Below are 23,862 nucleotides of genomic sequence, written 5' to 3'. Positions count from 1 at the left end.
CCTGTTCCTTACGCCAGCGTCATCAGGGTGTCGCCCACGGAGACCGCGTCGCCGGATTTCACCGCGATACCGCGCACGGTGCCGGCCTGCGCGGCGCGGATTTCGGTTTCCATCTTCATGGCTTCGAGAATCAGCAGCACGTCGCCTTCGGCGACCGTCTGGCCCTCGGTGGCAGTCACCTTCCAGATATTGCCCGCCAGCGGGGCGGTCACCGGAGTGCCTGCGCCTGCCGGGGCGGCAGCGGCTGGCGCGGTGGCAGGAACAGCCGCGGTCAGCTGGCTGATATCGCCGCCGTCGCTGACCTTCACCACAAAGGCTTTACCTTCCACTTCCACGGTGTAGATGCCCGAAGCGGCAGGTTTTACCGGGGCAGCGGCAGGTTTCGCCTCTTCCGCCTGCGGGACCGGCTCAAAGGCCGCCGGGTTATTGCGGTTCTCAAGGAACTTCAGGCCGATTTGCGGAAACAGGGCCACGGTCAGCACGTCGTCGATGGCGTTATCGGCAAGCATGATGCCCTTCTCCTGCGCCTGGCGCTTCACGTCCGCTTCCAGCATTGCCAGCTCCGGCTTCAGCAGGTCCGCCGGGCGGCAGGTCACCGGGGCGGCCCCCTCCAGCACGCGCGCCTGCAGGGCGGCATTGACCGGCACCGGGGTGTGGCCGTATTCACCCTTCAGAATGCCCGCCGTTTCTTTAGCGATGGTTTTGTAGCGCTCCCCGGTCAGGACGTTAAGCACCGCCTGGGTGCCGACAATCTGCGAGGTCGGGGTGACTAAAGGAATAAAGCCGAGGTCCTCGCGCACGCGGGGGATTTCCGCCAGCACCTGGTCGAGTTTGTCGGCGGCGTTCTGCTGCTTCAGCTGGCCCTCGAGGTTGGTGAGCATCCCGCCCGGCACCTGGGCCACGAGGATACGGCTGTCGGTGCCCTTCAGCTGGCCTTCAAAGGCGTGATATTTCCTGCGCACCTCGCGGAAGTACGCCGCGATGCTCTCCAGCTTCAGGATATCCAGCCCGGTGTCGTGTTCCGTTCCGGCCAGCGTCGCCACCAGCGCCTCGGTGGCCGGGTGGCCGTAGGTGGCGCTCATGGAAGAAATCGCCGTGTCCACGCCGTCGACGCCCGCCTCGATGGCCTTCAGCAGGGCCATCTCCGCCATCCCGGTGGTGGCGTGGCAGTGCAGGTGCAGGCGCACGTTGTGGCGCTTTTTGATTTCACTGACCAGCTCATACGCCGCCATCGGGGTGAGGAGACCGGACATGTCCTTGATGGCGATGGAGTCGACGCCGGTTTCCAGCAGCTGTTCGGTCAGGTCCAGCCAGGTCTGCAGGGTGTGCGCCGGGCTGGTGGTGTAGGAGAGCGTGCCCTGGGCGTGCGCCCCGTGGCTGCGCACCGCCCGCAGGGCGGCCTGCATATTGCGCGGGTCGTTCATGGCGTCGAAGACGCGGAAGACGTCCATGCCGTTTTTGACGGCGCGCTCAACGAAGCGTTCGACCACGTCATCGGCGTAGTGGCGGTAGCCGAGGAGATTCTGGCCGCGCAGCAGCATCTGCAGCGGGGTCTTCGGCATGGCCTTTTTCAGCTCGCGCAGGCGAACCCACGGGTCTTCGCCGAGAAAGCGGATGCAGGCGTCAAAGGTGGCGCCGCCCCAGCACTCGAGGGAGCCGTAGCCCACGTCGTCGAGCTGCGCGGCGACGGGGAGCATATCGTCAAGGCGCAGGCGGGTGGCGAACAGGGACTGGTGGGCGTCGCGCAGGACGACATCGGTAATGGCAACGGTCATGGATTCCTCCGTGAATTAAGGGTTAAGTCGGCGATGGTGGTGGATAGCGGCGGCAATCACCGGCTTTAAGCGGGCGAAGTCGTCAGCGGGCGCGGCGGCAGGTGCGGCCTTCGGCGCCGGAGCCGGTGCGGGGAAGACGCGGTTGACGGCGGCGGACATGCCCTGGATGGCGAAAATCAGCACAAACAGAAACGCCAGCACGAACCCCATGCCGAGGAACATCAGGGTGAAGCCTTCACCTAATAGCAGTGCTGCATCAGTCATAAAATAGCCTTCGAGCAGGAGGCACGATAATGATGTTATTTATAACGAAAATAATAAGGGTGGATTTCCCTGAACCGCCCCGGTCAGAGTCCCTGTTTATTATCGCAATAAACGTATCGCCATCATTATCGTGCAATTCATATAACCCAGATTATTTGATAAAGCTTACGTTCTGGCATATTTCATCAGCGACGATCTCTTTACGCTGGTTAAAAATAATTTTGTTCTGTTCGAACAGGTTATTTCCATGGGTATCAATGGAAACGATTAACGGGCCAAACTCTTTTACCCGACATACCCATAGCGTTTCCGGCATTCCCAGATCGCGCCACTGCGCATCTTCGATCTCTTCCACGCACACCGCGGCCACTACCGCGCAGCCGGCCGGGAATACGCAGTGCAGCGCTTTATGCTCCGCGCAGCCCTCTTCGGTGCCTTTCCCCATGCCGCCTTTCCCAACGATTAATTTCACGCCGGTATGCGCAATAAATTCTTTTTCGAATTTTTCCATGCGCATGCTGGTGGTTGGCCCAACGGAGACCATTTCAAATTTATCGTCTTCGCCTTTAATTGGGCGGACAATTGGGCCAGCGTGTAAAATAGCGCCGCCGCGAACATCTACAGGTAATTCGCGCCCACCTTCAATTAATCGACGATGCGCCACATCACGACAGGTAACAATATGACCGTTGAGATAAATAATATCGCCCGCTTTAATATCGGCTAAATCTTCATCTTTAATTGGCGTAGTCAGGATTTTTTTCGTCATCAGAAATTCACTCCGCTGTGAGACGTAATGGTGTAGTTCAGGTCTTTATCAAAAACGATATGTCCTTTCCGGTGCGACCAGCAGCCGACGTTCACCGCCACACCGATGGTGGAGGGATGGCGCGCGGTGTTTTCAATATTCACGCCCATGACGGAGGTATTACCGGACATCCCCTGCGGCCCAAGGCCAATTTTGTTAATGCCGTCTTCCAGCATTTTCTCCAGCGAAGCCGCACGCTCATTCTCATTGTGCGAACCGATCGGACGCATCAGCGCTTTTTTCGATAGCAGCGCCGCCGTTTCAACAGAGGTCGCCACGCCCACGCCAACCAGTAGCGGCGGACAGGCGTTAAGGCCGTAGCTGGTCATCACATCCAGCACAAAGCGGGTTACGCCTTCATAACCTGCGCCCGGCATCAGCACCATCGCTTTCCCCGGCAGAGAACAGCCGCCGCCCGCCATATAGGTGTAAATGCTGCACTGGTCAGAATTGGGAACGATCTCCCAGAATACCGTCGGCGTACCTTTACCCACGTTTTTACCGGTATTGTATTCATCAAAAGTCTCAACGCTGTTGTGGCGCAGCGGGGAATCCACGGTCGCTTTGATCACCGCTTCACGCAGCAGCGCTTCCAGTTCGCCGATCAGCGGGAAGTTGGCCCCGCACTCCACCAGAAACTGAATCACGCCGGTATCCTGGCAGGAAGGGCGATCCAGTTCTTTTGCCAGACGCTGGTTCTCAATCATGGTCGTAAAGATGACGTCGGCCAGTTTACTGGTCTCTTTTTTATGCAAATCTTCCAGTTTTGCGGTGACGTCATCAGGCAAGACTTTGCCGGTGTACCCCACAAATTTGGCCATAATATTGGTCATATGGGATATCTGTTCACTTTTGCTCATAAAGGCTCCTTAGTCAGGACAGCTTCCGTTCATTACGGATGAAAAGGGAAAAGGATTGGCAGCAGAATCAGGCTGACAATGGTGGAAACGATAATCAGTGGGATGCCGGATTTGGCGTAGTCAACAAACTTATAGCCGCCTGCCGACAGCACCATCATGTTGGCAGGCATACCGATTGGCGTGGCGTAGGCGCAAGAGCTGCCGATCACCGTCGCCATCAGCACCGCGCGAGGGTCGGCGCCCATGCCCGCCGCAATCGACAGGCTCACCGGTACCAGCAGCGCGACGGTGGCGGTGTTGGACATGAAGTTAGTCATAACGACGGACAGCGCAAAGACCACCACCAGCAGCATAAAAGGCGAAGAGTTTTGCCCCAGCAGGCCAATCACGTGATCCGCCACCAGTTTTCCCGCCCCGGTCATTTCCAGCGCTTTCGCCAGCGCCAGAGTGCCACCGAAGATAAAAATAGTTTGTGAATCAATGGCTTTATAAGCCTGCTTTTCTGTAAGCACGCCGGTAACCACCAGCACCAGCGCGCCGATACAGCCCGCTACCGCAAGACTCACACCGGTCTGCTTTTCGAAAATCATGCCGAGGATCGTGGCGATCAGAACAAGCAAAGAGAGGATCTGCTTCCAGCGCGGAACGTGGCTGTAATCGCGCTGTTGGCCGATGCTGCCAACTTCCCCACTATTCGGGTGGTTGGGCAGGAATTTATAGCCGATGGTCAGAAAGTAAATCATGCCACAAACCAGCATCGGTAAACCCACTTTGGCATATTCAAAAAAGCCAAAACCGCTGCCAATGTTCTGCAAGGCTGATTGCGCAATCAGGTTGCCCGGCGCGCCAATCAACGACAGGTTACCGCCGAGCGCGGCGGCGAAAACCAGCGGCATCAGCAGTCGGGAACGGGCAAAGCCTGATTTCGCCGCCACGCCGATAACGACCGGGATCAGGACGGCTGCGGTACCGGTATTGGAGAGGAAACCGGACATCACGCCAACCACGACCATAATGGTAAAAATCAGCTGCTTTTCCGTTTTAGCGAAGCGCGTAATCACGCCCCCCACCTTATTCGCCATCCCGGTTTCAAATAGCGCCCCGCCGACGATAAACATGGCGACGAAGAGAATGACGTTGGTGTCGATAAAGCCGGCGAAAGCCTGCTTGAGATTGAGGACGCCGGTGAGAACCAGCGCGACGCAAACCACCATAGACGTGACCGCGAGCGGTATTTTTTCCCACACAAACATGGCGATAGCAAACGCCAGCAAACATAGAGTAATAGTAATCGGTTCCATATTTATAATTATCCCATCAATGATATATGATATTGTATCCAATATTGACGAGAGGGAAATTATTCCCATGCAAAGAGTAAGTCAATGCGTTTTTCACGAAAGCGTCAGGATTGAGATCTTTATCAAAATCTCGCAAAAGCAGTAACTTAGAGGAATTAATTTATGGGGTGAATAGGTAAGACGCCTGCAACGATCGTGCAGGCGGTGAGGTCAGGCCGAGGGCTCGCCGACGTAGCGCGTCAGCATATTCTCCATCGAACGGATGATATGCTCGCGCATTCGCTGACGGGCCAGCGCTTCATTATGCTGCTCCAGGGCCTGTAAAATCCCTTTATGCTCGCGTATGGAAATGATCGCATACTCCTCCTCGGTGACCTTATGCCCCATCGAGAGCCCGTTCCACATATTGCTGAGCAGCAGCTTCATTTTGCCGTTTCCGGCCGCATTCCATATCTCCATATGAAAAGCCTGATTGAGGTCAGAATATTCAGCTGAGTTATTTTCCGCCAGCGCTTTTTCCGCAGCGTAATGGACTTCGGCAATGCGCGAAATGTCCGTCCCAGGGCGAGAAGCTTTAGCGACCGCTTCACTCTCCAGCAGCGCGCGAATCTCGTAATGCTCGCGAATCGTTTGTTCGTTAATCCCCAGCACAACCGCCCCTTTATTGGGGCGGACTTTAATCAGCCCATCCGCAGCCAGTATCTGAAATGCTTCACGCACGGGCATACTGGATACGCCAACCATGCTGGCGATCCCTTCAAGGGTAATTTCTTGCCCTTCAACTAAATCTCGCGACAGTATCGCTTTACGTAATACTGCCGCGACCTGCTCTTTCGCTGAAAGAAGCTTAATTTTCCCTAATCGAGGCTTCTGCACTTTCCCAATCCTTCATGTGTTGACGCATTATTTCTGCCAGAGAGAGGAAATAACGCTGCGTTTCCTGCGCGATCTCGGCGCGATCGCCTTGTTGGATAGCATCCATCAGAGAACTGAGTATTTGCGCCGACTCCTGATTATCCTCTTTCAGATACAGAATGACATAGCCGATATAACCATCTAAAAACTGCTGATAAATCTTTTCCAGATAGCGGTTATCAATATAAGAAATGAGCGCCTGATGAAACGCCAGCTCCCGTGTCCTCTCACCGGGATGCCCCAGCTCTCGCGCTCTGGTAGCCAGCGACTCGCCTGCTGCCGCGGGCACCAGTGAAAAAAGCGCTGTTGCCATCGCCGCAATGGCCTGGAAAATGTGGCTGACGTGGTCAGGCTCCAGCCGTGAGACCTGCATATGGCGGTTTGGCAAGCGCACCAGAAACCCTTCCTGCTCCAGGGCCTGTAACGCTTCACGAACCGGCATACGAGAAAGCCCCAGCTGTTCCGCAATACTCTCCTGCGCGAGCTCATCCCCCGGTTTCATACTGCCGGAAAGGATCTCGTAACGGATCATTTGAGTAATGTGGTCCCTGGTCTGCTTTCTTTCAATTTTTTTCACGACGTCCTCGTTTGTTGCCGCTCAAGACGCGGGGAGTTTAGCAGATTTACCAGCAGGTTGAGTCATTCCGGGGCGGGAGAAAGGCATAAAAAAGCCGGAACCCAGGCTCCGGCTTCTCTTTTTATGAAACGTTATTTATTCACAAAATCTTCGCCAAGGGCGATATCTTTCTTCAACGTATCCAGCATCCCCTCCAGCGCCTGCTGCTCAAACGCGCTCAGTTTACCGATAGACTGACGCTGCTCTACGCCATTTTTACCTAACAGCAGCGGCTGCGAGAAGAAGCGGGCATATTGGCCATCACCTTCAACATAGGCGCATTCCACCACGCCTTTCTCTCCCTGCATGGCGCGAACTAAAGAGAGACCGAACCGCGCGGCGGCCTGCCCCATTGATAGCGTTGCTGAGCCGCCACCGGCCTTTGCTTCAACAACTTCAGTACCGGCGTTTTGAATGCGTTTAGTCAAATCCGCCACTTCCTGCTCGCTGAAGCTGACGCCCGGAATTTGTGACAGTAAAGGAAGAATAGTCACACCGGAGTGGCCGCCAATCACCGGAACCTCAACGTCTGACGAAGATTTGCCTTTCAGTTCAGCGACAAAGGTATTCGAGCGGATAATATCCAGCGTCGTGACGCCAAACAGCTTGTTCTTATCGTAAACACCGGCTTTTTTCAGCACTTCTGCGGCAATCGCCACGGTGGTGTTCACCGGGTTGGTGATAACCCCGACGCAGGCCTGCGGGCAGGTTTTGGCGATTTGCTGTACCAGATTTTTCACAATACCGGCATTAACGTTGAATAAATCGGAGCGATCCATACCGGGCTTACGCGCTACGCCCGCGGATATCAGCACCACATCAGCACCTTCCAGCGCAGGGGTGGCGTCTTCGCCGGAAAAACCTTTGATTTTTACATCGGTAGGGATATGGCTAAGATCAACCGCCACGCCCGGCGTTACCGGAGCGATGTCGTACAACGAGAGTTCTGAACCTGAAGGCAGTTGGGTCTTAAGTAGTAGGGCAAGCGCCTGGCCAATTCCACCAGCGGCGCCGAGGACTGCAACTTTCATCCTAAACTCCTTATTATGGTTAAAATAGTCTTTCGTTACTCCGTCGCCTGGACCTTAATTCACAAGATGAACAATTACAATAATTATGGCTGAAGAATGCGTGGTCGTGCGCAGCGATGCAGCAGCTTCGCATTTTCCTCCCTGAGACTGACCATCCAGCAAAGCGTAGTACCGGATCGACTGTTGGTTACAATACACCCAGCGCGTTGAGCAGAACAACATCATTTAATAACATTTCATTTACTTTTGTAGCAATTTGCGCCCCGTGACGAAAGCATGTTCCTTATTAGGGTTTTTTGCTAAAATATGCGCCCTTCATAACATTATTTACGCTTCTCCCCGCGGATTATTTGCATAAAAATGCATGTTTATGCATAATGATGTTGTTTTTACCACCATAATTGGGTGACTTATGCGTAGTTCGGCAAAACAAGAAGAACTGGTTAAGGCGTTTAAAGCGCTGCTTAAAGAAGAAAAATTCAGCTCTCAAGGTGAAATCGTACAGGCCCTGCAAGAGGAAGGCTTCGATAATATCAACCAATCGAAAGTCTCACGTATGCTCACCAAGTTTGGCGCCGTACGCACGCGTAACGCCAAAATGGAAATGGTTTACTGCCTGCCCGCCGAGCTTGGCGTCCCGACGACCTCCAGCCCGCTAAAAAACCTGGTGCTGGATATCGACTATAACGATTCGGTCGTGGTTATTCATACCAGCCCAGGCGCAGCACAGCTGATCGCCCGGCTTCTGGACTCCCTGGGCAAAGCCGAGGGTATTCTCGGCAGCATTGCCGGTGATGATACTATCTTTACCACTCCGGCCAGGGGTTTTACCGTTAAAGAGCTGCATGACGCTATCCTCGTCCTGTTTGAGCAGGAACTCTGATGCCCTTCCCTCTGGTTAACGCCAGAGGATATTCCTTCAAAAAATTATCATTTCTTTAACATTTTGTGTGTTTTTCCGCTTCTATACATTCATTTACGTGATGAAACCGGCTTAAGCGCACAAAAGATCAAATCCATATAACTTAATGATTTTATTAATCATTATTGCCTATCCTGGCGAAATTGTGACATTTCTAATTCTTATACGTTATAAAAAAGACATTTCTTTGTGATTATTTACATGAAAAACAATTAGCAAGGTATTAATATTTTCAGTGATTAGTGTATACTTGATTTTGTGATGAGGGTCACGAAACAAAGACCCCCAACAAAAAGATTCGACGAGGTGAACATCATGAAAATCAAAACCACTGTAGCAGCATTAAGCATCCTTTCCGTTCTGTCTTTCGGCGCCTTCGCCGCTGACTCCATTAACAGCGAACAGGCTCAAGGCCGTCAGGCAATCGGCACCGTTTCCGTCGGCGCGGTAAGTTCTTCCCCGATGGATATGCACGAAATGCTGAACAAGAAAGCGCAAGAAGAAGGTGCTTCCTCTTATCGCATTATCGAAGCACGTACCGGTGACCACTGGCACGCTACGGCTGAACTGTATAAATAAGATTTAACGATTGTCGGTCATTAACTGAAACAGAATCTCTCCAGCGGCCTCAGGTTCATTAAAACCTCCCGCCGCTGCAAATATTAAGGTTGGAGAAAAAATTATGAAAAGCGCAATTATCATCGCATCCCTGGGTCTGGCTTCCGTTCTCTCTTTCGGCGCAAACGCCGCCGTTAATCAAGTGAACGCTGAACAGGCGCAAAATCTGCAGTCCATGGGCACCGTTTCCGTTTCTCAGGTAGGCAGCGCGCCGATGGATATGCGCCAGGAACTGGCGGCTAAAGCTGAAAAAGAAGGCGCCAGCAGCTACCGTATTATTGAAGCCCGTACCGGCGATAACTGGCACGCTACGGCTGAGCTGTACAAATAAACCCTCGTCGTCTTATCCGACGACTTGCCCCCGCTCTGTCGGGGGCTTTTTTATGGCTGCCGCACATTAAAACGAAGCTCCCCTTCCAGCTCTTCTTCCGCCTCATCAAATAGCAATATTATCGCGCCAAAGCGCCGTCGCTGATTATCGCTTAAATGAATAAACTCAATCTCCAGCGGCAGGGGCAGCAGCCCGGCGGTCACCGCTTCCCACAGCGAATCAAGGTTGTTCACCTTCTCACGCGCTAAGCCAAAGGTACGTGAAAACTCACGATAAAAATCCTGCTGTTCAGCTATTTCATCAAAATCAAAGGTATAGGTAGCCATTGCCCGCATCCTGTCCACACCTGCAACTTTTCATAGCCCGGTCATCCCGGCGTGTAGTTCCACTCTGACGGTGGAATTCATACTCAGACAATTAAGTATAGCGATAAAAAAACCGACGCTTCAGGCGTCGGTTCTGGCGGCTAGCTATTGGTTAATACATGCTGGTACTTATGCAGCATCTCCACCAGCCTTCGCACCGGCTCGGTCACCTGCGGAGAGGCTTCCCAGAGCTGTAATTTTTGCTGGTAGATATCCAGCTCATCAAGCAGGCGGGCAAAATAGTAGCGGCGCTTATCATCGCTGCTGGCGGAAATGACGCGATCCGCCGTACGACGCAGCTGCCGGTGAAATACCGACAGGTCGTCATTTATCGGTACTGGCGCGTCGCGCAGGCGCTGATGGGCAATAATCAGGGTCAGCGCCAAACGAAAGCGCGCGATATCGCCGGGGAATTTATTCAGCAACAAAAAGAGCTGACGATACAGGGCCGGCAAATGGTTTTCTTTGCGTCGCGCCGTATTGGTGGTCAGCGATGATACCGCCGCCGAGACAAACTGGTTGAGCAACACGCGACCGGTGCGAGCCTGAGAGTTATCGCGAACCAGTAAGATCACCATCAGCGCGAGGAAACACCCCACGATCTGGCCTAAGGCGCTATCCAGAAATTGGTTGAATTGAAACTTCATCGGATTATCCAGCACCAGAATATTAATGGTGCTGGCCAGCGCCCCCAGCGAACCCAGCCGCCGCTTTTGCACCTCGATACCGATAAAAAATGCCATCACCGCCAGGCTGATGCACAGCAGCAGCATACTTTGCTGCGTCGCGGGCATAATCACGAGGAAAAACAGCGCCCCCAGCGGTAATGCCGCCAGCGTGCCGTAGAGGAAATCGATAGCCACCATTCGCGGATTAGGTAAACGCATCGCTAAGGCCGTAACAACCGCGATCATCACCATCGCCCCGCTCCCTGAAGTCCAGCCGGTCCACAGCCAGAACAGCGTACCGAGGATACAGGAGATAGACGTACGCCAAAAGTTGACCATCGCATGGTGTCGCTCGGCGGATTCCGCCTTCACCACCACTTCGCCTTGCAGCACTTCCGCTTCAATACGGCTGATTTTGGTATTGCCGACCACGCCCCGCTTCAAAAGCAGATAGCGCGTCGCGGCCCCGACCCAGCTGTAGATCGTCACCGGCGTATTGTGCTCTCCCTTCCAGGTCAAAAAGCGGCGCATCCGCTTTAACTGGCGGTGCACGTCCTGCACGGTCTCAACCGGTTCAGCGAACAGCTCGCGGTAGTCATCGGTGACCATCTCAGGCCGGGTATTCTGAATCAAATAGGTTTCACAGGCTTGGGTAATTAAGGTCAGAGAGAGGGTATTGATCGCCTTCAGCCGCTGGTTCACTTTTGCCCAGCGCGAAGACTCCATAATTAAGTTTCCGCGCATCCCTTCCAGTCCGTTGGTGCGGCGAACCAGCGCGCTCCAGGCCTTATCGACTTCATCTTTATCGGCATACGCCACGCAAAGCTGCATCAGGCGGTATTGATCGATCAGCAGGTTATCCAGCTCAAGGTCGATCTCTTTTTTAATCGAACGCGGCGAAAATAGCAGGTCGGCCACGATGGCGCTGACGATACCAACAACAATTTCACTGCACCGTTCGACGGCGAACTGCGGCGCCAGCATCGGCTCTTCGTGGATAGTGATAATAATGATAAGCGCGGTATAGCCCGCCAGGCCCCAGGCATAGGAGTTCTCAACCCGCACCAGCGAGGAGATCCAGGTACAGAACCCTGCCCACAGGCAGCAGACCAGCACCATCAGCAGCGGGGCGCGAATCATCAGGATGATAATCGCCAGCGCGGCGATACAGCCGATAAAGGTACCGACAATACGCAGCATCCCGCGATAGCGGATAGCCCCGGAGTAAGGCTCTCCGCCGGCGGCAAACGCCGGGCCGGCGGCCACGATGGCTGCGGTAAGCACCGCCCAGCGCGGTGTTTCCAGCTGAAAGTGAAAACCGACGAATAACGCCAGCACTACCGCACAGGCTAATTTAACGGCAAAGCGGAGATGCCGGGATTCGATGGTGAAAATCCCCATGGCGATTAACCGAACTCACGCAGGCGCATCGCCAGTTTCTGGAAGAAACTTGTCCGGCTGGAATCGCGGTCGTCTTTACCGGTGATCACCACCGTCGCGGTCGTCCCGGCCGGCCAGAGGTTGCCCTGCTGCTGGTCAAGGTGAATACGTACCGGCACCCGCTGCGCCAGGCGTACCCATTCAAGATTAGAGTCAATAGAGGCCAGCCCTTTCGTATCGCTGCTGCTGCTGGCATTGGTGACCCCAGCAGCGATGCTGTCGACGGTGCCTTTAAGAGTTTGCACGCTTCCCAGCGGGGTAATTTCGGCGCGGAAGCCGGGGCGCACGCCCTCAAGCTTGGTCTCTTCCAGGTAGGCCATCACATAGAAGGTATTCTGCTTGACCAGCGCAACCGCGGTAGAACCGCGGGTGATAAACTCGCCGCTGTAGACGTTCAGGTTCGTCACCCAGCCGTCAGCCGGGGCGCGAATGACCGTGCGTTCAAGATCAAGCTTCGCCAGATCGCGACTCGCGGTCGCTTTTGCCAACTGATGCTCAACGGTTTGCAGAACGTTATTCGCCTGGTCAATCTCCTCCCGGGACATGGCCTGGACGCCAAGGCGGTTACGACGGCCGGCTTCAACGCGCTTCTCCTGCGCCAGAGTCTGGTAATAGGAGACATCGGCTTCAGCCTCAGCTAAGGCTTTCTGGTAACGCGGCTGGTCAATGACGAACAAAACCTGGTCTTTCTTAACCAGTTGGTTATCCTTGATATTCACCTGCGAAATCAGGCCGGAAACATCGGGAGCGATGGCCACAATATCCGCACTAAAGCGCGCATCGCGCGTCCAGGGCGAGGCGGTGTAATACACCCATGCGCGAAAAATCGCCACAAATGCCAGGATAACCAGTATCACAGTGATTGCGGTACGGAGGATATTTCTTGTTAGTGTTTTCACATCTACCTCAAACGAACAAACGCGATATCAGATAAAACAGGCAGCAATAGAGCGCGGTATTAAACAGTGCCGGATGCCAGACAAAATCATAGATGCCGGTCGGAACCAGCAGGCGGTGCACCAGCCAAAAGATGGCTAGCGACAATAGCAACTCAAAGAAGATCGGCGGAAACGACAAGCCGAAAATCACAATGACAGGAAACAGACTCATGATGACCTTGATAAGAAGCGTACAGGTGATATGCGCGATGCGTTTATTATTAAGCTAACTATATAGTAACGTAACAATTGCGGTCTTATCTATAATGTGTGATCTAAATCACTTTTAAGCCAGAGTGAATAATGGAACGATTAAAACGCATGTCCGTATTTGCCAGAGTGGTGGAATTAGGTTCCTTTACCGCCGCGGCCCGCCAGCTCCAGATGAGCGTTTCTTCCATCAGCCAGACGGTAGCTAAACTGGAAGATGAGCTGCAGGTTAAGCTACTCAACCGCAGTACGCGCAGTCTTGGCTTAACCGAAGCGGGAAAAATATATTATCAAGGCTGTCGGCGGATGCTGTTCGAAGTCCAGGATGTCCATGAACAGCTATACGCGTTTAACAATACGCCCATCGGTACGCTGCGCATCGGCTGTTCTTCAACTATGGCACAGAATGTCCTGGCTCGCATAACGGCCGATATGCTCAAAGAGCACCCGGAGCTCTCCATCAACCTGGTCACCGGCATCCCGGCGCCGGACCTGATCGCGGACGGTCTGGACGTGGTGATTCGCGTGGGAGCGCTGCAGGACTCCAGCCTCTTTTCCCGCCGTCTGGGCTCTATGCCAATGGTGCTCTGCGCGGCGAAAAGCTATCTCCAGCACGCCGGATGTCCGGAAAAGCCGGCGGATCTCGCCAGCCACTCCTGGCTGGAATACAGCGTCCGGCCGGATAACGAATTTGAAATCATCGCCCCGGAAGGCATTTCAACCAAGCTGATCCCTCAGGGCAGATTCGTCACTAACGATCCGATGACGCTGGTGCGCTGGCTAACGGCAGGCGTCGGCGTGGCTTACGTTCCGCTGATGTGGGCGATCGAAGAGATCAACCGCGGCGAACTGGAGATTCTGCTGCCGAGCTACCAGTCCGATCCGCGCCCGGTGTACGCGCTATATACCGAGAAAGATAAGCTGCCCCTGAAGGTACAGGTATGCATTAATTATCTGACTGAGTATTTCGTCGGGGTGGCAAATATTTACCAGGGTATGCGCGGTCGGGGGATAGCCCGCTAGCGGCCAGAGCCTGCGAAAAAGGGTAATAACGTATTATCAGGCCCGGCATCGGAAATGATCTGCGTCACGTCGCGGAGATTGCCGATGCGCACCTCGCCGGAGCGATGAAATTTGCTTTTGTCGATTAACAATAGCGACTGTGCCGCCCGTTTCAGCAGCAGCGATTTGTAAGCGGCATTATTGGCGCTGGAATCCCAGAGCACGCCGTCGTTATCGATCCCCTCGCAGGAAAAAATGAATAGATCGATCTCCAGCGATTTGACCTGCGATAACAGCGCAGGGTTAACGTAATAGCCATATTGACGCTGAAGCTGACCACCGGCGCTGATCAGTTGGATCCGCTCACGGCGGCCCAGCTCTACGCAGACCGGATGGCTGTTGGTAAACACCGTCAGGTTACTATTCGGTAGCTGACGCGCCAGAAACCAGCAGGTTGAGCTGGCATCCAGCGCGATCGTCATGCCTTCATCAATCCACGCCAGCGCGGTACGGGCAATATCAGATTTATGGGCATAATGGCTTTTCACGCGGCGATGAAACGGCTTCTCGCCGTTGTGATTATCGCGCAGGAGAACGCGCGCCTGTCCGTGGCTACGCTGGATACTTCCCTGTTTCTGCAGCTCGCTCAAATCGCGACGAACGGTCTCGATGCTGACCTGCAGAAGCTGGGATAACGCTTCAGTAGTTAGGGTGTGGTGCTGACTGAGTAACTCGACTATCTGCTGCTGACGCGCGGCTTTCATCGCGACCCCGCGGAGGTGATGTGCGCTTTCGCCGCGAGCGAAAGCGCATTGAGAGGTATCAGGCAGTACCGCCGACGGTGAGTTTATCCACTTTGAGCGTTGGCTGACCGACGCCAACCGGTACGCTCTGGCCCTCTTTGCCGCAAACGCCGACGCCGCTGTCCAGCTTCAGATCGTTCCCCACCATCGAAATCTGCTGCATCGCTTCGATACCTGAACCGATAAGCGTCGCCCCCTTCACCGCTTTGGTCACTTTGCCTTTTTCAATCAGGTAGGCTTCAGACGTGGAGAAGACAAATTTGCCGGAGGTGATATCCACCTGACCGCCGCCAAAGTTCGGCGCGTAGATGCCGTAATCGACCGATTCGATAATCTCCTGCGGCGTGGATTTTCCCGCCAGCATGTAGGTGTTGGTCATACGCGGCATAGGCAGATGCGCGTAGGATTCGCGACGACCGTTGCCGGTTGGCGCCACACCCATCAGCCGGGCATTGAGCTTGTCCTGCATATAGCCTTTGAGAATGCCGTTTTCAATCAAAACGTTATACTGGCCAGGAGTACCTTCGTCATCAATGGCAACGGAGCCGCGACGGTTAGCAATGGTACCATCATCCACCACGGTGCACAGCTCAGAGGCCACCAGCTCACCCATATGGCCGCTGAATACCGACGTCCCCCGACGGTTAAAATCGCCTTCCAGTCCGTGACCGACGGCTTCATGAAGCAGCACGCCAGGCCAGCCTGCGCCCAGTACGACCGGCAGCATTCCGGCGGGCGCGGCGACGGCGGTCAGATTGACCAGCGCCATGCGCACGGCTTCTCTCGCCCAAACATCCGCGCGCACATCGCCATCCTGGGAGGCCAGGAAATAGTCGTAGCCAAAGCGACCGCCGCCGCCGCTGGCGCCGCGTTCGCGTTTGCCATCCTCTTCCACCAGCACGCTGACGGAAAGACGAACCAGCGGGCGCACGTCCGCCGCCAGCGTGCCGTCGGTGGCGGCCACAAGAATTAACTCGTAGACGCCGGTCAGGCTGGCGGAAACTTCCTGCACCCGTTTATCGGCCGCGCGAGCAGTTTTATCTACCCGGCGCAGAATATCCAGCTTCTCTTCCCGACTCATGCTTTGCAGCGGGTCGATGCTGGTATAGAGGGAGCTGTACTCCACTCCGCCGAGGGTATGAACTTTACCATCGCCGTGGTCGCGTACAATGGTACGCGCCGCCTGCGCGCTCTGTTCCAGCGCCAGTCGGCTAATCTGGTCCGCATAGGCAAAGCCGGTTTTTTCCCCGCTCACCGCACGGACGCCGACGCCCTGGTCGATATTGTACGAACCATCTTTAATGATGCTGTCTTCAAGAACCCAGGACTCGTGATAGCTCGACTGAAAATAGAGATCGCCGTAATCCAGACGGCGCTCGGCCAGCTGGCCAAGAATGGTAAACAGATCCTGATGATTCAGGCCGTTTGCCGACAGTAATTGTTCACTTACCAGGTTCAGACTCATCGTTTTGCTACTCGTTTGTTGCCGCCTCTCGGGCGGAAATAAAATAGGCTCTCTAATGAGAGTGCGGTAATTACGCACAATCGTCAAATCATTGCTTTTTGTCGCTCCGCGCCTGGCGCAGCACTTCGTTAATTTGCGGCTGATCGATAGGACCGGTGATGCGATAGCGCAGAATTGAAACCTTATTCCACAGCGGCCCCAGCACCTTACTGGCGGCAAAGACCGCGGCGCCGATTATCGGGTTAACGGCAAAGGCCGCGGCGACGCCCACGGTCGCGGAAATTTCCGGCGCGACCACGGCCTGCATATCCAACTGACGGCGGACAAGATCCACCGACCCCTTCATGGCGATATCCGCTTCCAGACCATCAACCAGCGTATCGTCGGTATGCAGAACGCCGTCTTTAATCCACGCCGTACTGCGAATGGAATCGAAGTAGAAACCTTCGCTGAAGGTATCGCTAAAGTCGAAACGCAGCTTGCGAAGCAGCGCGTCAACGCTCAACAAACGCAGCAGCTGGCCGGCGTGGCCGGTGCTGAGATCGGTAAACTCGCCTTTCCCAAGACGGCTTTTCAGGATCCCGTTCAGCGAGGCAACATCGGGCTGCCACGGCGGCGCACGCCAGTGAAGGTCATAATCAATATCAAACGAAGAACCTTTTACCGGCGTGGACACGCCGAAGAAGTTGACGAAATCATCGGTTTTATTACCGTGCAGTTTACCTTTTAAAGAGGTTCGTACGCCCGTCGGCGCGCTTACCCATACGCCATCGGTCGTCAGGCGGCCAAACCCGGTATCCACCAGGCCATTTGCCAGCGTCAGGGTATCGCCGCGGATATCAAAATCGCCTTCGATGCGACCATATTTTTGCCCCCACAGCCAGCACTCGGCGCAGCGAAGCTGAAGGTCCGGCCAGCCGTGGAAATCAATTTTGGCGTCAGCCAGAGGGCCGCTGCTTTTTTCCGTCCCGCCGCTTTTCGCTGCAGTGGGGTTGTAGTAGAGATAGCGAATGGCTGCCAGCCACGGCGCGTTTTTGCGCATCGTCAGGGTGGCGTTAACTTCACGCCCCTGGGCTTCAATCTTCGTCCCTCCGGCGCCGGGTTGGGAAACAAGGCTGACGTTATTCCAGCTCTGGCCCGCCATCGTTAACACCGGCGTACGCAGCGTGACCTGCTCGGGGAAAACCATATTGCTGCTGACGTCATTGGCCGCGCCGCCCTGGAACAGCGCAAGCCACTGCGCGCCATCCATCGGCGGCATATTCAGCTCCACGCCAGGCTGCTCGGGAAGCGGCGACACGGCTTTACTGTCAGTGGTTAAAATAGCGCGGTCCAGAGTCAGCTTATGACCCAGCAGCCAGCGGCTATTGATATGATTTTTCGCCCCCACGGAGCCAGCCAGTGTAAAGCTGCTTAGGCCGCCATCAACCTTAATGTTTACCGGCAAAGGCTCACCGGCCTGTTTATCGACCGGCGCAGGTAAGTGACTACTTACATTCTTCAGGTCAGCGTTAACATCCACCTTATAGCTCGCGCTACCGCGATACGGAAGCTCAATCGCGACTTTACCGTCCCAGGGCACGCTGCCGCTCAGGGCGCCTTCCAGGGCTTTCGGCAGTAAACCGGTACGCGCGGGCTGCCAGCTGGCGTTCATCCCGACGTCTACCAGGAATGCTTTCGCGCCTTCGGTGGTCGAGAAATCGATATTCAGCGGCTGATTAAACCAGGTCGCGCTCATCGGTTCGCTTTTCAGGTCGCCGTTTACGAAGCTGAATTTACCGCTCAGGTTCTGCAATGTAGTATCAATAGGCTTGATAAATAAGCTGTTATTGTTCAGCCGGACATCACCCTTAGCGGTGGTCATCTCGCCATCCAGGGGGATATCAAGATGTAAGCGAGCGCTCACACCACCGTCCAACTGAAGCTCACCCAGCGCCGCCCCCAGCGTCTCTTTCAGCGGCGTCTCGTTAAAATAAGGGCCAACTTCTTTACCCGGACCGTTAACATCGGCATCAATTAATAACTTTTCACGCGAATAGTCGGGAATTACCGCGTCGAGATTGCTGGCGGTCACTTTGCCGAGCATCGCCTTATCGGCCTTCATCCATAGTCCGTCATTGATAAAGTTAAGGTCGATATTCAGGCCGGTTAGCGCAGGCCAGTCAGGCTGAAAGGCAAAGGTGGCGTTCTTGAGCGGCACCGTAACCTGGAATTGCCCCTCATTATGCTTATACGGGAAAAGGTGCGGGTTGCCGCCATAAGCCAGCGTGGCATCGGTGGCCTGGCCGCCTTTAATCGCTCCGCTGAGGTAATCCACCAGCGCTTTGCCCATCAGATTTTCCGGGAAGTAGCGCCATGCCTGACCGCCGTCGTTGGTACTGATACCGGCCAGAATACCGAGCCAGGGTTCATCACCCTGCGGCTGTAGATAGCGGAACCCGCCGCGGGCGCGAACGCCGGTTGCCTGTACGTCGATGTCGCGACCATCGAGCATAAAACCTTTGTCATTCTTCACCCAGTTGAGGGTCGCATCGCCCCGGGCGATCTCCAGCGGCGCGCGAAAGACCGTTTCATAGGGCATTCTCGCCTGCGTCATGCGGGCATGCAGGGTACCGTTTTCCACGCTGCCGGCAATGTTGCCGGAGAAATGCTCAGCCCCTGGCAGCAGCTTCCACTGCTTCCAGGACATGTCGCTCCAGTCCGCCTGGAAGCGCGTTTTTTCCGCCATCTGCAGCGGAATATCCAGCGCCAGAAGGTTAATTTTGCCGTCCGGCTGCGTCGTACGCCAGATTTCGCCCAGCGACGGCGCCAGTTTATCCGCCATCGGCTGCAGCCCGGTCAGGCCGCTAAGGTTAAGATTGCTGGCGCGAATGCGCAGCTCATCGCTGCGTTGACCATTTTTTCCACCCACATCCTGAGCCGGGATCCACGCCATCGACAGCGCGCCGCGCGGCCAGGGTTTATTATCCATCGAAATGCGCGTATCAGGGATGTCAAAGCCCCAGCTTTGATTATCGCGATAGATGTGCGCCGTCAGATTATCAACCGAGAGATGATGCTTATCTTTGTCGCCCTGCCAGCTGGCGCCGCCTTTTTTCAGCCATACATCCCCGCTGGCGACGTCGCCTTTATCGATAGTCATCCAGCCTTCGAGGCTAAACCGCGCGCTTTGCAGGGCGATGTTGTCCTGCATCCAGCGACCAAGCCATGGCTTAACGTCGATATCATCGGCCTGAAGCCAGACGCGCCCCTTATTGAGCAAGCCGTCTTCATCGCGCAGGTCCATGCGCACCTGCATCACGCCATGCTGGCCGGTCAGGCTGCTAAGACTAAGCTGCCCCTCAGCGCGATGGCGATTTTTACCGTTCAGCCAGGTAAGCTGCGGGATCGAGAGTTCTGCCCGCTGACCCGAGATCGTCAGGAAGCTCAGATGGCTATCGCGAAGGATAAAGTGGTCGAACTGGCGGAGAAAAAGATCGCTGATACGGTCGGTTTTCAGCCCTTCACCGCCGTTATTGGTTTGAATAGGAGTATTGGTATGAATCTGCAGCTGCCAGAAGGTTAGATCGCGAAACTGCCAGCGCATATGCAGCAGGCTTTGCCAGACGTCGAGTGCCAGAGTGACGCGTTTGACGGAAAGCTCACCGCCGTCATTCAGGCCGGCCTTAACATCACGGACATCAAGCGTCGGGCCAAACGTCTGCCAGCTGGCGACAATGTTTGAGGCATCGACCGGCACGCCGGCCATCGCGGAGACTTTTTCCAGCACCTGTGGACGCCAGCTGTTCAACTGCGGCAGAACGAGACGCAGACCGCTCACCAGCAGTGCGACGACAACAATCAATGTTGCCGCGGTGAGCAGTAATATCCCGGGCAGTCGCCTCACGCATCTCTCCTTGTCAGCCTGTTACGCGTCATCCTTTCGCCCGCCTCTTTATCCCGACATCAGCAAGCAAACGGATGATTACATCATTACGACATCAAACTGCTCTTGATTATAGAGCGGTTCAATTTGTACTTTGACCTGCTTACCGACAAAGATCTCGACTTCTGCCAGCGCGTGCGACTCTTCCCCTTTCAGCGTTTCCGCTACCGCAGGAGAAGCATAGACCAGGAATCGGTCGGAATCGTAGGCGTGATGCACGCGCACGATTTCGCGCATGATTTCATAGCACACCGTTTCCACCGTTTTCACCGTACCGCGCCCGTGGCAGGTAGGACACTCATTACACAGCACGTGCTCCACGCTTTCACGAGTGCGCTTGCGGGTCATCTCTACCAGTCCAAGCTGGGAGAAGCCGTTAATGCTGGTTTTAACCCGGTCTTTGCTCAGCGCCTGCTCAAGAGAGTGCAGCACCCGGCGACGGTGATCTTCATTGTTCATATCAATGAAATCAATGATGATAATCCCACCGAGATTGCGCAGCCGTAGCTGACGAGCAATCGCCTGGGTCGCCTCAATATTGGTATTAAAGATAGTATCGTCAAGATTACGGTGACCGACGAATGCGCCGGTGTTGATATCAACGGTGGTCATCGCTTCCGTTTGATCAATGATCAGATAACCGCCTGATTTCAGCTCAACTTTACGCTCCAGCGCGCGCTGAATTTCGTTTTCCACGTCGAAAAGATCGAAAATCGGCTGGCGGCCGCTGTAATGCTCCAGCTTGCTGGTCATCTCCGGAATATATTCGGCGGTAAACTCAAGCAGCGATTCGTAGGTCAGACGGGAGTCCACGCGAATACGGTCAAGATGCGCATCGGCGAAATCACGCAGCACGCGCTGCGCCAGCGCCAGCTCACCATACATTTGATAACGCGTCTGCTGGCGCTTTTTGCGCTCCATCACTTTTGTCCAGACGCGCTTGAGATAGGCGGCATCTGCGGCCATCTCCTGCTCATGAACGCCTTCCGCCGCGGTACGGATAATGAATCCGCCCTGTTCGTCACAGTATTCAGAGACCACTTTTTTCAGGCGTTCGCGTTCCGCTTCGCTTTCAATACGCTGAGAGACGCCGACGTGCGAAGCCCCGGGCATAAAGACCAGATAGCGAGAAGGAATGGTGATATCGGTGGTCAGGCGGGCGCCTTTGGTGCCGAGAGGATCTTTCACCACCTGCACCATTAAATCCTGCCCCTGACGCACCAGCTCGGAGATATCGCGGACGGCGAACTGCTTTTGCTCTTCGCCCGCCACGCACTCGGTATGCGGCATAATATCGGAAGCGTGCAGAAACGCGGCCTTATCCAGGCCAATATCTACAAAAGCCGCCTGCATTCCCGGCAGCACCCGACTGACACGACCCTTGTAGATATTGCCTACTATTCCGCGTCGCGCTTCACGCTCAATATGAATTTCCTGAAGAATACCGCCATCAATGTAAGCGACGCGCGTTTCTGATGGCGTTACGTTAACTAATAGTTCAGCAGTCATCTTTATCCCTTTTCTTCACGCAGTGAGTTAAAGTTACTTAGCAACTCATACGTTTCCACTAGCGGTAAGCCAACTACGGCGTGATAGCTGCCATTTATCTTCCTGACGAAACAGCCACCCAACCCCTGAATACCGTATGCACCTGCTTTATCTAACGGTTCGCCGCTGGCGACATAATCGGCGATATCCTGTACTGAGAGCACGCGGAAAGTAACCTCCGTGACCACCAGGCAATCCAGCGTCTGCTGCTTATCGGCCAGCGCCACGGCGGTCATCACCTGATGGGTTTTCCCGGAAAGCATGCGCAACATTTCTGCGGCGTGCCCGGCATCGCGCGGTTTTTCCAGCACGTCACCGTTCAGGATGACAATGGTATCCGCGCCCAAAACGGGCAGATCGCGCGGTGCCAGCGCGACGCCAGCCTGCGCCTTTTCGCGCGCCAGACGGACCACATACTGCTGAGCGCTCTCCTGCGGGCGGCGCAGTTCCTCAATACCGGGAACCACGCGCTCAAAAGCGAGGCCAAGCTGAGTCAGCAGTTCCTGCCGACGCGGAGAACCTGAAGCAAGATACAGAGTCGTCATATCAACCTTATTGCACCGCAAACTGCTGGCGCACTTTACGCATCAGCAGGAAAATCCATGGCCAGAGCACACCGTTTACTACACTACTCCAGAACACTTCCGGACGGAAAGAGACGTTGATCACTAAAAACTCTGCCCAGAAAACAATGATATCCACGGAGAGGGATAACATGACGACTACCAGAGCCTGTTGCCAGAGCGCCAGATTGCGGAACAGCTGATATTTCAGCGCGACCAGATAAGCCACAATACTTAATGATAGTGCGCGAACGCCAAGCGTCGAGCCGCTGATGAGATCGAGGATCGCCCCCATCACAAAGCCTGTGCCGACATTAACCCGGTGGGGCAGCGCGAGGATCCAGTACAACAGGATAAGCAATACCCAGTTTGGCCGGTAAACGCTAATGTCCGCCGGCCAGGGCATTATTTGCAGCAATAGTGCGATAAGAAACGAGAGCCAGATAACCCAGCGTCCCTGGCTACGGTAACTTGCCACTATTGCCCCCCCGCTGGCTGAGACTGCTGTGGCATACCGGTTGCCGGAGCCGGCATCTGCGGCCCCATCGCATCCGGCGCAGGCAGAACCTGCGGCATCATCTGCATCAGGCGTTCATTCGCTACGCGATGAACCTCTTCCGGCGTCATCGGATTCGCGCCGTTGCGATCGGCTCCCCATAGCAGCAGCAGGTAACGCAGGCGCTGCAGACCGGCTGTCGGACGCGCCTGAATCACCGTATACGCGCGCTGCGTATCCAGCTTAACGGACGAAACCACCCCTACCGGATACCCTTCAGGGAAGCGGCCGCCGAGGCCCGAAGTCACCAGGACGTCGCCGACGCGAATATCGGTATTGGCCGGCAGATGTTCCAGCTGCAAATCGTCGGTACAGCCGTTGCCTGCGGCAATCACGCGAATATCGTTACGCAGTACCTGAATCGGTAACGCATGCGTGGCATCGCAAATCAGCAGCACGCGGCTGGTCAGTTTCGCCACCGCCACCACCTGACCCACAACGCCTTTATCGCTGATCACCGGCTGGCCTTCATAAACGCCGTTAACGCTGCCTTTATCGATAACGACCTGATCGCTATAGGGGTCGTTAACCGTTGAGATGACCTGGGTCACCATTTTTTGCTCGTCCTGACGCAGCGGAGAGCCCAGCAGTTCCCGCAGACGCGCGTTCTCCTGCTTGTACTGGCCCAGCATCAGCAGATCGCTGTTCTTCAGCAACAGTTCCTGGCGCAACGCGCGGTTTTCCAGTTCGAGCTGGTCGCGGGTGGCCAGCGTTTGCGAAACGCTATCCAGCAATTCCCGTGGACCATTAGAAACAAAGTAGAAAGGGCTGACGGCAGTATCCATGTACGTTCGAATTTGGCTGAACGTACCCAGGCGGCTGTCGGCGATTATCACGCCAAGCGCCACCAAAACCGCCAGAATAAGGCGAATCTGTAGCGACGGGCCACGGCTAAAAATTGGCTTCATAGGCTATGCGTATTCTCGTGTCAGTTAAGA

General features: G+C 55.1%; 23 protein-coding genes. 4 read left to right on the top strand and 19 right to left on the bottom strand.

What is annotated here, in order from left to right; genetic code table 11:
• Positions 1–8 precede the first annotated feature (8 nt).
• The 8 genes from oadA to mdh form a co-directional block, all read right to left on the bottom strand.
• Positions 9–1,775, bottom strand: a complete 1,767-nt coding sequence (gene oadA / locus ACE3MN_RS02505; RefSeq protein WP_375364248.1) for a sodium-extruding oxaloacetate decarboxylase subunit alpha — start codon at positions 1,773–1,775, stop codon at positions 9–11.
• A 15-nt stretch (positions 1,776–1,790) separates the two neighbouring features.
• Complete coding sequence (locus ACE3MN_RS02500) at positions 1,791–2,039, bottom strand: oxaloacetate decarboxylase subunit gamma (RefSeq protein ID WP_049087089.1); 249 nt, start codon at positions 2,037–2,039, stop codon at positions 1,791–1,793.
• Between the two features lie 151 nt (positions 2,040–2,190).
• Positions 2,191–2,808, bottom strand: a complete 618-nt coding sequence (ttdB, locus tag ACE3MN_RS02495) for a L(+)-tartrate dehydratase subunit beta (protein ID WP_024360662.1) — start codon at positions 2,806–2,808, stop codon at positions 2,191–2,193.
• The gene (gene ttdA, locus ACE3MN_RS02490) at positions 2,808–3,707 is read right to left on the bottom strand and encodes a L(+)-tartrate dehydratase subunit alpha (RefSeq protein WP_004139744.1); all 900 of its coding nucleotides are present in this window, start codon (positions 3,705–3,707) and stop codon (positions 2,808–2,810) included. Before ttdA ends, ttdB begins: the two co-directional genes overlap by 1 nt.
• A 32-nt stretch (positions 3,708–3,739) precedes the next feature.
• A complete protein-coding gene (locus ACE3MN_RS02485) occupies positions 3,740–5,008 on the bottom strand; it encodes an SLC13 family permease (protein WP_024360661.1) in 1,269 nt (422 codons plus the stop codon).
• A gap of 210 nt (positions 5,009–5,218) precedes the next feature.
• Positions 5,219–5,884 carry a GntR family transcriptional regulator gene (locus ACE3MN_RS02480; protein ID WP_004139740.1) on the bottom strand — a complete coding sequence of 222 codons (666 nt, stop codon included), beginning with the start codon at positions 5,882–5,884 and terminating at the stop codon, positions 5,219–5,221.
• Positions 5,856–6,500, bottom strand: coding sequence for a GntR family transcriptional regulator (locus tag ACE3MN_RS02475; RefSeq protein ID WP_064343271.1), 645 nt, complete (start codon positions 6,498–6,500; stop codon positions 5,856–5,858). The genes ACE3MN_RS02480 and ACE3MN_RS02475 overlap by 29 nt, the downstream gene beginning before the upstream one ends.
• A gap of 131 nt (positions 6,501–6,631) precedes the next feature.
• Positions 6,632–7,570: a malate dehydrogenase gene (gene mdh, locus ACE3MN_RS02470; protein WP_004139734.1), complete on the bottom strand. Its 939-nt coding sequence runs from the start codon at positions 7,568–7,570 to the stop codon at positions 6,632–6,634.
• Between the two features lie 412 nt (positions 7,571–7,982).
• Between mdh and argR the strand changes: the two genes are divergently transcribed.
• From argR to yhcN-B, 3 genes are all read left to right on the top strand, one after another.
• Positions 7,983–8,453: a transcriptional regulator ArgR gene (gene argR, locus ACE3MN_RS02465; RefSeq protein ID WP_004106225.1), complete on the top strand. Its 471-nt coding sequence runs from the start codon at positions 7,983–7,985 to the stop codon at positions 8,451–8,453.
• 354 nt (positions 8,454–8,807) lie between these two features.
• On the top strand, positions 8,808–9,071 hold the full coding sequence (gene yhcN, locus ACE3MN_RS02460; RefSeq protein WP_004106226.1) for a peroxide/acid stress response protein YhcN: 264 nt from the start codon (positions 8,808–8,810) through the stop codon (positions 9,069–9,071).
• Between the two features lie 103 nt (positions 9,072–9,174).
• Positions 9,175–9,441 carry a DUF1471 family stress response protein YhcN-B gene (gene yhcN-B / locus ACE3MN_RS02455; protein ID WP_004106229.1) on the top strand — a complete coding sequence of 89 codons (267 nt, stop codon included), beginning with the start codon at positions 9,175–9,177 and terminating at the stop codon, positions 9,439–9,441.
• Positions 9,442–9,491: 50 nt separating this feature from the next.
• On the opposite strand, the gene ACE3MN_RS02450 is transcribed toward yhcN-B, so the two are convergent.
• The 4 genes from ACE3MN_RS02450 to aaeX form a co-directional block, all read right to left on the bottom strand.
• Positions 9,492–9,767 (bottom strand): barstar family protein, encoded by a 276-nt coding sequence (locus tag ACE3MN_RS02450; RefSeq protein WP_004139730.1) that lies wholly within the window; start codon positions 9,765–9,767, stop codon positions 9,492–9,494.
• 140 nt (positions 9,768–9,907) lie between these two features.
• Positions 9,908–11,875 (bottom strand): p-hydroxybenzoic acid efflux pump subunit AaeB, encoded by a 1,968-nt coding sequence (gene aaeB, locus ACE3MN_RS02445; protein ID WP_102650409.1) that lies wholly within the window; start codon positions 11,873–11,875, stop codon positions 9,908–9,910.
• Between the two features lie 5 nt (positions 11,876–11,880).
• Complete coding sequence (aaeA, locus tag ACE3MN_RS02440; protein ID WP_004139725.1) at positions 11,881–12,813, bottom strand: p-hydroxybenzoic acid efflux pump subunit AaeA; 933 nt, start codon at positions 12,811–12,813, stop codon at positions 11,881–11,883.
• Positions 12,814–12,820: 7 nt separating this feature from the next.
• Complete coding sequence (gene aaeX, locus ACE3MN_RS02435; RefSeq protein ID WP_002918640.1) at positions 12,821–13,024, bottom strand: p-hydroxybenzoic acid efflux pump operon protein AaeX; 204 nt, start codon at positions 13,022–13,024, stop codon at positions 12,821–12,823.
• Positions 13,025–13,155: 131 nt separating this feature from the next.
• Between aaeX and aaeR the strand changes: the two genes are divergently transcribed.
• Positions 13,156–14,085 carry an HTH-type transcriptional activator AaeR gene (aaeR, locus tag ACE3MN_RS02430; protein WP_102650410.1) on the top strand — a complete coding sequence of 310 codons (930 nt, stop codon included), beginning with the start codon at positions 13,156–13,158 and terminating at the stop codon, positions 14,083–14,085.
• On the opposite strand, the gene fucR is transcribed toward aaeR, so the two are convergent.
• From fucR to mreC, 7 genes are all read right to left on the bottom strand, one after another.
• A complete protein-coding gene (fucR, locus tag ACE3MN_RS02425; RefSeq protein ID WP_024360656.1) occupies positions 14,082–14,828 on the bottom strand; it encodes an L-fucose operon activator in 747 nt (248 codons plus the stop codon). The two genes, aaeR and fucR, sit on opposite strands and share 4 nt — an antisense overlap.
• 58 nt (positions 14,829–14,886) lie before the next feature.
• Positions 14,887–16,332, bottom strand: a complete 1,446-nt coding sequence (gene tldD, locus ACE3MN_RS02420; protein WP_024360655.1) for a metalloprotease TldD — start codon at positions 16,330–16,332, stop codon at positions 14,887–14,889.
• An 88-nt stretch (positions 16,333–16,420) separates the two neighbouring features.
• Positions 16,421–20,218: an AsmA2 domain-containing protein YhdP gene (gene yhdP / locus ACE3MN_RS02415; protein ID WP_049130444.1), complete on the bottom strand. Its 3,798-nt coding sequence runs from the start codon at positions 20,216–20,218 to the stop codon at positions 16,421–16,423.
• 78 nt (positions 20,219–20,296) lie between these two features.
• Complete coding sequence (gene rng, locus ACE3MN_RS02410) at positions 20,297–21,766, bottom strand: ribonuclease G (protein WP_004125826.1); 1,470 nt, start codon at positions 21,764–21,766, stop codon at positions 20,297–20,299.
• A gap of 2 nt (positions 21,767–21,768) precedes the next feature.
• On the bottom strand, positions 21,769–22,350 hold the full coding sequence (locus tag ACE3MN_RS02405) for a nucleoside triphosphate pyrophosphatase (RefSeq protein WP_024360653.1): 582 nt from the start codon (positions 22,348–22,350) through the stop codon (positions 21,769–21,771).
• Between the two features lie 7 nt (positions 22,351–22,357).
• Positions 22,358–22,846 (bottom strand): rod shape-determining protein MreD, encoded by a 489-nt coding sequence (gene mreD / locus ACE3MN_RS02400; protein ID WP_004125830.1) that lies wholly within the window; start codon positions 22,844–22,846, stop codon positions 22,358–22,360.
• Positions 22,846–23,832: a rod shape-determining protein MreC gene (gene mreC / locus ACE3MN_RS02395; RefSeq protein WP_004125831.1), complete on the bottom strand. Its 987-nt coding sequence runs from the start codon at positions 23,830–23,832 to the stop codon at positions 22,846–22,848. The genes mreD and mreC overlap by 1 nt, the downstream gene beginning before the upstream one ends.
• Positions 23,833–23,862: the final 30 nt, after the last annotated feature.

This window comes from Klebsiella grimontii (assembly GCF_042137965.1).
Taxonomy (GTDB): domain Bacteria; phylum Pseudomonadota; class Gammaproteobacteria; order Enterobacterales; family Enterobacteriaceae; genus Klebsiella; species Klebsiella grimontii.
This window is presented reverse-complemented; position numbering and strand designations above follow the sequence as displayed.

Excerpts from the sequence above, each read along its gene's own strand:
- oadA (WP_375364248.1), bottom strand. The coding sequence starts at position 1,775 with ATGACCGTTGCCATTACCGATGTCGTCCTGCGCGACGCCCACCAGTCC.
- ACE3MN_RS02500 (WP_049087089.1), bottom strand. The coding sequence starts at position 2,039 with ATGACTGATGCAGCACTGCTATTAGGTGAAGGCTTCACCCTGATGTTC.
- ttdB (WP_024360662.1), bottom strand. The coding sequence starts at position 2,808 with ATGACGAAAAAAATCCTGACTACGCCAATTAAAGATGAAGATTTAGCC.
- ttdA (WP_004139744.1), bottom strand. The coding sequence starts at position 3,707 with ATGAGCAAAAGTGAACAGATATCCCATATGACCAATATTATGGCCAAA.
- ACE3MN_RS02485 (WP_024360661.1), bottom strand. The coding sequence starts at position 5,008 with ATGGAACCGATTACTATTACTCTATGTTTGCTGGCGTTTGCTATCGCC.
- mdh (WP_004139734.1), bottom strand. The coding sequence starts at position 7,570 with ATGAAAGTTGCAGTCCTCGGCGCCGCTGGTGGAATTGGCCAGGCGCTT.
- argR (WP_004106225.1), top strand. The coding sequence starts at position 7,983 with ATGCGTAGTTCGGCAAAACAAGAAGAACTGGTTAAGGCGTTTAAAGCG.
- yhcN (WP_004106226.1), top strand. The coding sequence starts at position 8,808 with ATGAAAATCAAAACCACTGTAGCAGCATTAAGCATCCTTTCCGTTCTG.
- yhcN-B (WP_004106229.1), top strand. The coding sequence starts at position 9,175 with ATGAAAAGCGCAATTATCATCGCATCCCTGGGTCTGGCTTCCGTTCTC.
- ACE3MN_RS02450 (WP_004139730.1), bottom strand. The coding sequence starts at position 9,767 with ATGGCTACCTATACCTTTGATTTTGATGAAATAGCTGAACAGCAGGAT.
- aaeB (WP_102650409.1), bottom strand. The coding sequence starts at position 11,875 with ATGGGGATTTTCACCATCGAATCCCGGCATCTCCGCTTTGCCGTTAAA.
- aaeX (WP_002918640.1), bottom strand. The coding sequence starts at position 13,024 with ATGAGTCTGTTTCCTGTCATTGTGATTTTCGGCTTGTCGTTTCCGCCG.
- aaeR (WP_102650410.1), top strand. The coding sequence starts at position 13,156 with ATGGAACGATTAAAACGCATGTCCGTATTTGCCAGAGTGGTGGAATTA.
- fucR (WP_024360656.1), bottom strand. The coding sequence starts at position 14,828 with ATGAAAGCCGCGCGTCAGCAGCAGATAGTCGAGTTACTCAGTCAGCAC.
- tldD (WP_024360655.1), bottom strand. The coding sequence starts at position 16,332 with ATGAGTCTGAACCTGGTAAGTGAACAATTACTGTCGGCAAACGGCCTG.
- rng (WP_004125826.1), bottom strand. The coding sequence starts at position 21,766 with ATGACTGCTGAACTATTAGTTAACGTAACGCCATCAGAAACGCGCGTC.
- ACE3MN_RS02405 (WP_024360653.1), bottom strand. The coding sequence starts at position 22,350 with ATGACGACTCTGTATCTTGCTTCAGGTTCTCCGCGTCGGCAGGAACTG.
- mreC (WP_004125831.1), bottom strand. The coding sequence starts at position 23,832 with ATGAAGCCAATTTTTAGCCGTGGCCCGTCGCTACAGATTCGCCTTATT.